A 10,249-nucleotide genomic window follows, 5' to 3' on the forward strand; every position below is an offset into this window, starting at 1 on the left:
CCTTAAGGTAACAAGCCTTTGACGTCGATAGGCCGGGCTTCGTTTTCTGCGTCGCCTTTATCTTTGCCTTCGATCGCCATGCCAGCCATACGGTAGAAGTTATATTCCGGATATTTACCCGGCCCTGAAATCAGCAGGTCTTCTTTTTCGTACACCAGATCCTGACGCTTAAATTCACCCAGCTCGAAATCCGGCGTTAGCTGGATTGCGGTGGTCGGGCAGGCTTCTTCACATAAGCCACAGAAAATACAGCGCGAGAAGTTAATGCGGAAAAATTCCGGATACCAGCGGCCATCCTGCATCTCGGCTTTCTGCAACGAAATACAGCCTACCGGACAGGCAACCGCACAGAGATTACAGGCCACACAACGTTCTGCGCCATCAGGATCGCGGGTCAGCACAATACGGCCGCGGTAACGAGGCGGCAGATACACCGGCTCTTCCGGATACATCTGGGTTTCACGTTTGGCAAACGCGTGCATCCCAATCATCCAGATACTGCGCACCGTGGTTCCAAAACCAACGACAATATCTTTTAATGTCATAATGTTAACCCCTTACTGCGCGTTATACAGAATCACTGCGGCGGTAGCCAGCAGGTTCAACAGCGTTAACGGCAGACAGACTTTCCAGCCGAAGGACATGACCTGGTCATAACGCGGACGTGGTAGCGCAGCGCGAATCAGAATGAACATCATCATGAAGAAGCCGGTTTTAATCGCAAACCAGAAAAATGGCGGCAGCCAGGGGCCGTGCCATCCGCCAAAAAATAAGGTAACCATCAGTCCGGAGACCGTTGTAATACCAATATATTCGCCAACAAAGAACAAACCGAACTTCATCCCGGCATACTCAATGTGGTAACCATCGGCCAGCTCCTGCTCTGCTTCGGGCTGGTCGAAGGGATGACGGTGACACACGGCAACGCCGGCAATCGCAAAAGTAACGAAACCGAAAAATTGCGGGATAACGTTCCACAAATGGGTCTGGCTATTGACGATGTCGATCATATTGAACGAGCCGGCCTGCGCAACCACCCCCATCAGCGACAAACCAAGAAACACTTCATAACTCAGAGTCTGTGCAGAAGCACGCATTGCGCCGAGCAACGAATATTTATTGTTACTTGACCAGCCGGCAAACAGCACCGCATAGACCGCCAGACCCGCCATCATCAGGAAAAATAAAATACCGATGTTAAGGTCTGAAGCGGCCCAGCCCGGAGTAACAGGCACAATAACAAAGGCCATTAACATGGCGGTGAAGGCGATCATCGGTGCTAAGGTAAAAATCACCCGATCGGTAAACGGCGGGATCCAGTCCTCTTTAAAGAACATTTTGATCATGTCCGCCGCCAGCTGCAATGAGCCACCCCAGCCCACGCGGTTAGGCCCGTAGCGATTCTGGAACAAACCCAGTAAGCGACGTTCAGCAAAACTCATGAAAGCGCCGCATACCACCACAACCAGCAAAATGACGATCGCTTTCAGTATACCGATTAATACAGCGATAACTTCCGGTGTCAGGCAACTCATTGTGCAGCCTCCTGCAGCGTTTCAATATGCTGTCCTGACAGGAAAGGCGGGATGCCAGGAAAGCCCAACGGCAAGCCTACCTGCCCGGCTTTCAGGGAGGCGGAAAGCCGTACCGGCAACCGCAGCGTCTCACCCGCGCAGTGCAGTTCGAGAGTGGCACCAGCATTAACACCCAGCCGCGCAGCATCTTCCTGACTAACAATGGCATAAGCCTGCGGCATACGCTGCTGAATAGCAGGCGCACGCTGCGTCATCTCTTCGCTGCCAAACAAATTAAAGTAAGGCGCTACCGTCCAGCCTGCATCAGCCTGCCAGGCTGCCGGAATCGACTCAAACCACGCCAGTCGGGTATCACCAGCCTCAAACAATCTGACCCCAGGGTCGCCATGGCGCAGATGTCCGCCGACTTCATCCTGGAATTTATTCCACGCCTGCGGCGAGTTCCAGCCAGGTGCCCAGGCAAATGGAATTTGTGAACGCGCAGCACCCGGCTGATTGTTCCCTTCCATTGAAAAAGCGAACATCGAATCTTTATCCTGCGGCTGGCGTGGCTCGTGCACGCTGATATTGGCACGCGCCGCCGTTCTGCCGCTGTAACGATGCGGAGAACGCGCCAGTTTCTGTCCACGAATGCGGAAACTGGCATCGGGTGCGGCATCTTTAATGCCTGCCAGCTGCGGCAACTGCGCCACAACCGCATCAATAACATGGTCCAGTTGGGTCCAGTCAGGATGGCGGCTATTGACCATACTTTCCAGCGAATGCAACCAGCGCCAGCTTTCCAGCATCACGACGCTTTCATCGTAATACGCCGGATCGTAGACCTGGAAGAAACGCTGGGCGCGGCCTTCCTGGTTAATCAGCGTCCCGTCGCTTTCGGCAAAGCTGGCGGTTGAAAGCAGCAGCCCGGCTTTTTCGCTGGTGGCAGTACGCTGGTGATCAATCACAATCAGGCGTTCACTCTGGCTCAGCGCCGCATCAACAAGGGCTTTTGGCGCGTGGCGATAGAGATCATTTTCCAGAATGACAGCCGCATCCGCCGCGCCACTGGTTAAATCTGCCAGCGCTTCATCAAGGGTTTTGCCACCGATAATACCCAGACCGACGCTGTTTGCTGCCGCGGCCAGCAGGGTGATACCAACCTCTGCACCGCGATTTTTTAATGCCCGCGCCACGTTGGCAGCGGCCTGAATCACCGCTTCACTGCCGGCGTGGGTCCCGGAGATAATCAGCGGCTTTTTCGCGCCAGCCAGCGCCTGAACAATAACATCGATTTTGCCTGCTAAACTGCTGTCGAGATCGTTGACTGCCGGGGCACTGTTATCCAGGGCATGGGCAACCGCAAAGCCTAACCGGGCCTGATCCGCAACCGGTGCGCGATAGCTCCATGCAGCAATATCATCCAGTCGGGTTTCATCAACGCAGGTCACAAACAGCGGATGTTTTGCATGCTGACCAATATTGAGGATGGCAGCAATTTGCCAGTCGGCGACTTTCTGCGCCGCAGCCATTTCGCGCGCTTTCCCTTTTACCGCCTGACGTACAGAAAGCGCCACGCGCGCACCGGTTTGCGTCAGGTCTTCACCGAGCACCAGTACCGCGTCATAGCTTTCAATTTCACGCAGGGCCGGCGTATAGATACCGCTATCCCGCAGGATATCCAGCATTAACGTCAGCCGTTGCTGTTCATCAGCGGGCATCCCGGTATAGAAATTATCCGCACCAACCAGCTCGCGCAGCGCAAAGTTGCTTTCCACGCTGGCGCGCGGTGAACCAATGCCAATCGTCCGTTTTGACTGACGCAGGATATCTGCCGCCCCACCTAACGCCTGATCGGCATTCAGCCGGATTAAATCATGACCACGACGTTGTTCCGGCTGACGCGGACGATCTTTACGATTGACGTAACCGTAACCAAAGCGGCCACGGTCGCATAAAAAGTAATGGTTAACCGTGCCGTTATAACGATTTTCAATGCGGCGCAGCTCGCCGTAACGTTCACCCGGGCTGGTGTTACAACCAACGCTGCACTGGTGGCAGATACTTGGCGCGAACTGCATATCCCATTTGCGGTTATAGCGCTCGGAATGGGTTTTATCGGTAAAAACGCCCGTTGGACAAATTTCCACCAGGTTACCGGAGAATTCGCTTTCCAGCACGCCATCTTCAGCCCGACCGAAATAGACGTTGTCATGGGCGCCATAAACCCCCAGGTCTTTACCGTCTGCATAATCTTTGTAGTAACGCACACAGCGGTAGCAGGCAATACAGCGGTTCATTTCATGAGAGATGAACGGGCCAAGATCCTGATTGCGGTGGGTACGTTTAGTAAAGCGATAACGACGGAAGCTGTGTCCGGTCATCACGGTCATATCCTGCAGATGGCAGTTGCCGCCTTCTTCACAGACCGGACAGTCATGCGGGTGATTGGTCATCAGCCATTCGACGACACTTTCTCGAAATTCGCGCGCTTCACCATCTTCAATTGAGATGAAAGTACCATCGGAAGCGGGCGTCATGCAGGACATTACCAGCCTGCCGCGGGTGTCTTCGGCATTTTGAAATTGCTTCACCGCACACTGACGGCAGGCGCCTACGCTGCCAAGCGCCGGGTGCCAGCAAAAATAAGGAATATCGAGGCCCAGCGACAGACAAGCCTGAAGCAGGTTGTCTGCACCATCCACCTCATATTCTTTACCGTCTACATGAATTGTAGCCATAGTGAACATGCTTCCATAAGTCTCGTCATTGACGAGCGTTAAACACAATTCTTCTTTCTCCTGCCGCCTTTGCACTGCTGCTGCGTTGGCTGCATTCGGTCCCACCAGTTACATACTGTTGTATGCTCCCGGCGCGGCCCTCATTTGCCGCCTGGCGGAGCGTGAAGTTACCAGCGCGCCTTGAGCAGGTTTGGCTGAATGCCATTTATGGCATGCACGTTGCCAAAAACCTGCGGCGCAATACCGGCTTCAAATTCTTCACGGAAATATTTTATCGCGCTCTGTAGCGGCTCTACGGCGCCTGGCGCATGGGCACAGAAGGTTTTACCCGGCCCCAACTGACGACAAAGCTGCTGCAAAGTTTCGATATCCCCCGGCTGCCCTTCTTTACGCTCAAGCGCACGTAAGATCTTGACGCTCCAGGGCAAACCATCGCGACAGGGGGTACACCATCCGCAGGATTCCCGGGCAAAGAACTCTTCCAGGTTGCGCACCAGCGACACCATATTGATTTCATGATCGACCGCCATCGCCAGCGCGGTGCCAAGACGGCTGCCGGCTTTACCAATACTGGCAAACTCCATCGGCAGATCGAGATGCTGTTCAGTGAGAAAATCGGTACCGGCACCACCGGGTTGCCAGGCCTTAAACTTCAGACCATTGCGCATGCCACCGGCATAATCTTCCAGAATTTCACGCGCCGTGATGCCAAACGGAAGTTCCCAGACACCCGGATTGTTAACCCGGCCGGAAAAGCCCATCATCTTGGTGCCGGTATCATCACTTTTTGAAATGCTTTTATACCACTCCCCCCCATTAGCTATGATGGCCGGCACGTTGGAAAGCGTCTCCACGTTATTCACGCAGGTTGGCTTACCCCATGCACCAGCACTGGCCGGGAATGGCGGCTTTGAACGCGGATTGGCACGACGGCCTTCCAGCGAGTTAATCAGCGCCGTCTCTTCACCACAGATATAGCGGCCCGCGCCGGTGTGCACAATCAGCTCAAAGTCGAAACCACTGCCGAGAATATTTTTGCCCAGCAAGCCAGCCTGAGTTGCTTCAGCAATTGCCCGCCGCAAATTAACAGCTGCTTCAATATATTCACCGCGCAGAAAAATGTAGCCCCGGTAGGCTTTGAGGGCAAAAGCCGCAATCAGCATTCCTTCCACCAGCTGATGTGGCATCTGCTCCATCAGCAAGCGGTCTTTGTACGTCCCCGGTTCCATTTCATCGGCGTTACACAACAGATAGCGAATATTCATCGACTCATCTTTGGGCATCAGGCTCCACTTAAGACCGGTGGAAAAACCTGCTCCGCCACGGCCTTTCAGGCCGGAATCCTTAACCTCGGTGACAATGTCGTCCGGAGTCATACTCTTTAATGCTTTTTCGGCACCGGCATAACCATTTTTGCTGCGATACTCATCCAGCCAGACCGGCTGTTTATCTTCGCGCAATCGCCAGGTCAGTGGATGGGTTTCAGCCGTACGGATAATCTGTTTTACACTCATTGATACTGCTCCAGTAAACCAGGGATACCTTCCGGGGTCAGATGAACATGGGTATCTTCATCCACCATCATGGTTGGCCCTTTATCACAGTTGCCAAGGCAGCAGGTCGGCAGCAGCGTAAAACGTCCGTCAGCGGTTGTCTGTCCCGGTTTGATATTCAGCTGTTGTTCAAGCGCGGCCTGAATCCCCTGAAACCCGGTGATGTGACAGACCACACTGTCACAATAACGAATAACGTGCCGCCCAACCGGCTGACGGAAAATCTGGCTATAAAACGTCGCCACACCTTCCACGTCACTGGCAGGAATTCCCAGCACTTCTGCAATAGCATTAATGGCACCATCCGGCACCCAACCGCGCTGTTTCTGGACAATTTTCAGCGCCTCAATAGAAGCGGCTCGGGCATCTTCATAGTGGTGCTTTTCATGTTCAATCGCCTCACGTTCGCTGGCGCTGAGCACAAAATCCGCATTCGGGTCGATCGTTTCGATCTCAATTCTTTGATCGTGCATTATTAGCGGTCCACATCTGACATAACAAAATCGATACTGCCCAGGTACACGATAAGATCGGATACCAGACAGCCCCGGATCACCGAAGGTATCTGCTGCAGGTGCGGGAAGCTTGGGGTGCGTACACGAGTACGATAACTCATGGTGCTTCCATCACTGGTCAGATAGTAGCTATTGATCCCTTTGGTTGCCTCAATCATCTGAAATGATTCATTTGCAGGCATTACCGGTCCCCAGGAAACCTGTAAGAAGTGGGTAATCAGGGTCTCAATATGCTGTAACGTCCGCTCTTTTGGCGGCGGCGTGGTTAACGGATGATCGGCTTTAAATGGCCCGGCAGGCATATTATTCAGGCACTGCTCAAGAATGCGCAGACTCTGTCGCATCTCTTCCATTTTCAGCATGACACGGCTGTAAGCATCACTGATTCCATTGCCGGTGGGGATATCAAACTCGAAATTTTCATAGCCAGAGTATGGGCGCCATTTACGGACGTCAAAATCAAGACCGGTAGCCCGCAGTCCGGCGCCGGTGGTTCCCCATTCCAGCGCTTCTTTCATATTGTACGCAGCGACACCTTTCGCGCGGGCAATTAATACCGTGTTCTTCAACGCCGCGGTTTCATACTCTTTTAACCGTTTTGGCAGCCAGTTAAGAAACTCACGCAGCAAACGTTCCCAACCATTCGGCAAATCATGGGCCACGCCGCCAATCCTGAACCACGCCGGATGCATACGGAAACCAGTGATGGCTTCAACCACATCATAAATTTTCTGGCGATCGGTAAAGGCAAAAAATACCGGCGTCATCGCGCCGACATCCTGAATAAACGTCGAGATATAAAGTAAGTGACTGTTAATACGGAACAGTTCCGACAGCATCACACGAATAACATTGACGCGGTCAGGTACGGTAATACCCGCCAGCTTTTCAACCGCCAGCACATATGGCATTTCATTGACGCAGCCGCCAAGGTATTCAATACGGTCTGTATAAGGGATATAACTGTGCCAGGACTGTCGTTCCCCCATCTTTTCTGCGCCACGGTGGTGATAGCCAACGTCCGGCACGCAGTCAACAATCTCTTCGCCATCCAGTTGCAGAATGATACGAAACGCACCATGTGCCGAGGGGTGATTCGGCCCAAGGTTGAGGAACATATAGTCTTCATTTTGCGTGCTGCGTTTCATCCCCCACTCTTCCGGCTTGAAGGTCATTGCCTCCATTTCCAGATCTTCTTTCTGTTTAGTCAGCAAATAGGGGTCAAATTCGGTGGCACGCGCCGGATAATCTTTGCGTAACGGATGTCCTTCCCAGAACTGCGGCATCATAATGCGGGTCAGATGGGGATGGCCATCGAAGGTGATACCAAACATTTCCCAGGTTTCACGCTCATACCAGTTAGCGTTAGGGTAAATTTTGGTTATCGTTGCCAGGTGTAAATCATTTTCAGACAACGCCACCTTGAGCATAATGTCGCGATTACGTTCAATGGATAGCAGATGATAGAAAACAGAAAAATCGGCAGCGGGTAAACCGGCGCGATGGGTACGCAACCGTTCATCCATGCCATGCAGGTCATAAAGCATGACATAGGGTTTAGGCAGTTTACGCAGGAACTCCGCAATTTCCAGCAGTTGCTCACGTTTGATCCAGACTACCGGCACGCCAGTACGCGTCGGCTGGACAGTAAAGGCTTCCGGCCCAAAACGGTTACGCAGCTCGCCTATCACCGGGTCATCCTGGTGATCGCATGTTTGCCATGCGGGCTGGGCGAGGTCTTGCGTGGTCAAATCAGTCATAATTTATTCACCATGCTGGCCTGAACACGTCAGGCGCTCAGTGTTGGCGTAAGTAAACTAATCTGCGCTTTACATGGTATGTTTATTCGCGCTGATAACGTTTAATTCTTTTTACACTTCATCCGGCGTGCGCAGGTTGGTAACCGCAATACGTTCACCACGCTTTCTTTCACGTTCAGATTGCATATTGGCACGATACACGCCCTGATCGCCGACCACCCATGACAATGGACGACGCTCTTTACCAATTGACTCACGCAGCAGTAATAAAGCCTGCATATAGGCTTCAGGACGTGGCGGGCAGCCAGGAATATACACATCGACCGGCAGGAATTTGTCCACTCCCTGCACAACAGAATAGATGTCGTACATCCCGCCGGAGTTAGCGCAGGCACCCATCGAAATGACCCATTTCGGCTCCAGCATTTGATCATAAAGACGCTGGACGACGGGGGCCATTTTGGTAAAGCAGGTGCCGGCAACCACCATAAAATCGGCCTGACGTGGCGAGGCACGCAATACTTCTGCACCAAATCGCGCCACATCATGCACTGCGGTAAATGAAGTGGTCATTTCCACATAACAGCAGGAAAGGCCGAAGTTATACGGCCAGAGAGAGTTTTTGCGTCCCCAGTTCACCATGTCGTGCAGGGCATGCTCAAGTTTGCCCATGTAGACACTGCGGTGAACATGTTGCTCCAGGGGGTCGGTGACGATTTCCTGCTTCTGCAGAGGATAGCGGTCGTTACCGTTGCCCTCACCGTTAGGGTCTATGCGGGTGAGCGTATAGTCCATCTGAATGCCTCTCTGTTACTGCGTATGATGGTTGGTGTGGGAGAGATCGGTTATCTCTGGCATCCGACGTGAACGAACCGGGGTCCAGTCAAGCGCGCCAATACGGGCCAGGTAAACCAGACCCGCTAACAACACCAAAATGAAAATAGCGGCTTCCGTAAAGCCAACCCAGCCACTTTCGCGAATGGAAGTCGACCAGGCGTATAAAAAGAGGGCCTCAACGTCAAAAATGACGAAAAACATGGCAACCAGATAAAATTGTGCGGAAAGACGTAGTCTGGCGCTACCCACCGGATTGGCGCCCGATTCAAAAGGGGTGTTTTTGTTTCTTCCTCTTGCCCGGCCACCGAGGAACCAGGCACCCGCTAACATCAGGCAACACAGGCCAACAGAAGCGATAACAAATACAGCAAATGCCCAGTGATGAGCGACGACTTCAGTGGTTGTAGACATACTCATTGCTTACTCATCAAACGTGACGTTTAGCGTCAGGCCCTGATTAACGGCGTGTCGCTTGCCACAACGATTCAAGGGAAGGAAAAAAACCTTATAAATAGTGCTGGTAATTGTCCAGTAGCCAGCAGTTTTATGGGGTTTTTTACCCTTTTCTATAACCTTTTGTCAACCTGGACAAAATCATCCACACGCTAATTTACATACACACCAGGTTATTAACAGATGATGCGAAGAAATTTGGCTTAATCGAGTCAGTGCTTAAGGATAGAAAAGATCCCTGCGGCGGCTACGCAGGCAGTCGCCTCACAAGGACCAGGCATATTCTGACAGAAAGATCGCACTTTTCCTGTACATTATTAGGGATATTTTTTTGATCCAGAGCACATTTATGGTGTTTAAGACAAAAAAATCACCAGCAAACTTTGCCTCAAATCAATTACCGGTGGTTTATCTGATTTCTGAGCTAACAGACCGTTAACGCCATTTTTGTATTAAAATGTATTAACCATCATTATAATTAATTGAGTGATAACACTTTTCACAGTTAAAAAACAAAAAAAAGCCCCGCAAGCATCAGGCGTGCGGGGCTTGATAAAACAACATGTGTCTCTGGCTGCGTCATTATTGCCCGGTTCACTCTGTTTCGATTGAATTACTCTTCCTCATCGACGTAAACCGCGCCGTTCTGGCCTTCTATCATGCTATACGGATTGTTATTGGCTTCCATGGCATTAAAGGGTGATGCCTCCAATTAGTAGAACATGTGTTTCTCGATAAACGCTCCAATGACTTTTTCGTGGATCTCAACTGAGCGCGAAAAGCAGATTGTTTTACGAGCCAACCGTTTAATGCGGGTGCGGAGCGTCAGGTTATTACGTTCAATGCGTTGGGTGAAAATTTTGCCCGTCAGATGCT

The 10,249-nt window shown here is 52.0% G+C and carries 9 protein-coding genes; all 9 read right to left on the reverse strand.

All coding sequences use genetic code 11. The annotated features are described in order from the left end of the window. Nucleotides 1-2: 2 nt before the first annotated feature. Nucleotides 3-545, reverse strand: a complete 543-nt coding sequence (nuoI, locus tag BL249_RS04570) for an NADH-quinone oxidoreductase subunit NuoI (protein WP_078004583.1) — start codon at nucleotides 543-545, stop codon at nucleotides 3-5. A gap of 12 nt (nucleotides 546-557) precedes the next feature. Further along, entirely contained in the window at nucleotides 558-1,535 is a 978-nt protein-coding gene (gene nuoH / locus BL249_RS04575; RefSeq protein ID WP_099706091.1) for an NADH-quinone oxidoreductase subunit NuoH, read from the reverse strand. Next, nucleotides 1,532-4,255 carry an NADH-quinone oxidoreductase subunit NuoG gene (gene nuoG, locus BL249_RS04580; RefSeq protein ID WP_099706092.1) on the reverse strand — a complete coding sequence of 908 codons (2,724 nt, stop codon included), beginning with the start codon at nucleotides 4,253-4,255 and terminating at the stop codon, nucleotides 1,532-1,534. Before nuoG ends, nuoH begins: the two co-directional genes overlap by 4 nt. Nucleotides 4,256-4,422: 167 nt before the next feature. After that, on the reverse strand, nucleotides 4,423-5,769 hold the full coding sequence (gene nuoF / locus BL249_RS04585; protein WP_099706093.1) for an NADH-quinone oxidoreductase subunit NuoF: 1,347 nt from the start codon (nucleotides 5,767-5,769) through the stop codon (nucleotides 4,423-4,425). Then, on the reverse strand, nucleotides 5,766-6,281 hold the full coding sequence (gene nuoE / locus BL249_RS04590) for an NADH-quinone oxidoreductase subunit NuoE (RefSeq protein ID WP_099706094.1): 516 nt from the start codon (nucleotides 6,279-6,281) through the stop codon (nucleotides 5,766-5,768). The genes nuoF and nuoE overlap by 4 nt, the downstream gene beginning before the upstream one ends. Nucleotides 6,282-6,283: 2 nt before the next feature. Then, nucleotides 6,284-8,083: an NADH-quinone oxidoreductase subunit C/D gene (gene nuoC, locus BL249_RS04595; RefSeq protein ID WP_099706095.1), complete on the reverse strand. Its 1,800-nt coding sequence runs from the start codon at nucleotides 8,081-8,083 to the stop codon at nucleotides 6,284-6,286. A gap of 111 nt (nucleotides 8,084-8,194) precedes the next feature. Further along, on the reverse strand, nucleotides 8,195-8,878 hold the full coding sequence (locus BL249_RS04600; RefSeq protein WP_099706096.1) for a NuoB/complex I 20 kDa subunit family protein: 684 nt from the start codon (nucleotides 8,876-8,878) through the stop codon (nucleotides 8,195-8,197). A gap of 15 nt (nucleotides 8,879-8,893) precedes the next feature. Continuing rightward, the gene (locus tag BL249_RS04605) at nucleotides 8,894-9,337 is read right to left on the reverse strand and encodes an NADH-quinone oxidoreductase subunit A (RefSeq protein ID WP_099706097.1); all 444 of its coding nucleotides are present in this window, start codon (nucleotides 9,335-9,337) and stop codon (nucleotides 8,894-8,896) included. A 748-nt stretch (nucleotides 9,338-10,085) separates the two neighbouring features. Further along, the coding region (locus BL249_RS04610; RefSeq protein WP_241898819.1) for an IS1 family transposase at nucleotides 10,086-10,249 on the reverse strand (164 nt) is incomplete at its 5' end.

The organism is Erwinia sp. OLFS4 (assembly GCF_002752165.1).
Taxonomy (GTDB): domain Bacteria; phylum Pseudomonadota; class Gammaproteobacteria; order Enterobacterales; family Enterobacteriaceae; genus Izhakiella.

Coding starts and splice junctions, on each gene's coding strand:
- nuoI (WP_078004583.1), bottom strand. CDS start 545: ATGACATTAAAAGATATTGTCGTTGGTTTTGGAACCACGGTGCGCAGT.
- nuoH (WP_099706091.1), bottom strand. CDS start 1,535: ATGAGTTGCCTGACACCGGAAGTTATCGCTGTATTAATCGGTATACTG.
- nuoG (WP_099706092.1), bottom strand. CDS start 4,255: ATGGCTACAATTCATGTAGACGGTAAAGAATATGAGGTGGATGGTGCA.
- nuoF (WP_099706093.1), bottom strand. CDS start 5,769: ATGAGTGTAAAACAGATTATCCGTACGGCTGAAACCCATCCACTGACC.
- nuoE (WP_099706094.1), bottom strand. CDS start 6,281: ATGCACGATCAAAGAATTGAGATCGAAACGATCGACCCGAATGCGGAT.
- nuoC (WP_099706095.1), bottom strand. CDS start 8,083: ATGACTGATTTGACCACGCAAGACCTCGCCCAGCCCGCATGGCAAACA.
- BL249_RS04600 (WP_099706096.1), bottom strand. CDS start 8,878: ATGGACTATACGCTCACCCGCATAGACCCTAACGGTGAGGGCAACGGT.
- BL249_RS04605 (WP_099706097.1), bottom strand. CDS start 9,337: ATGAGTATGTCTACAACCACTGAAGTCGTCGCTCATCACTGGGCATTT.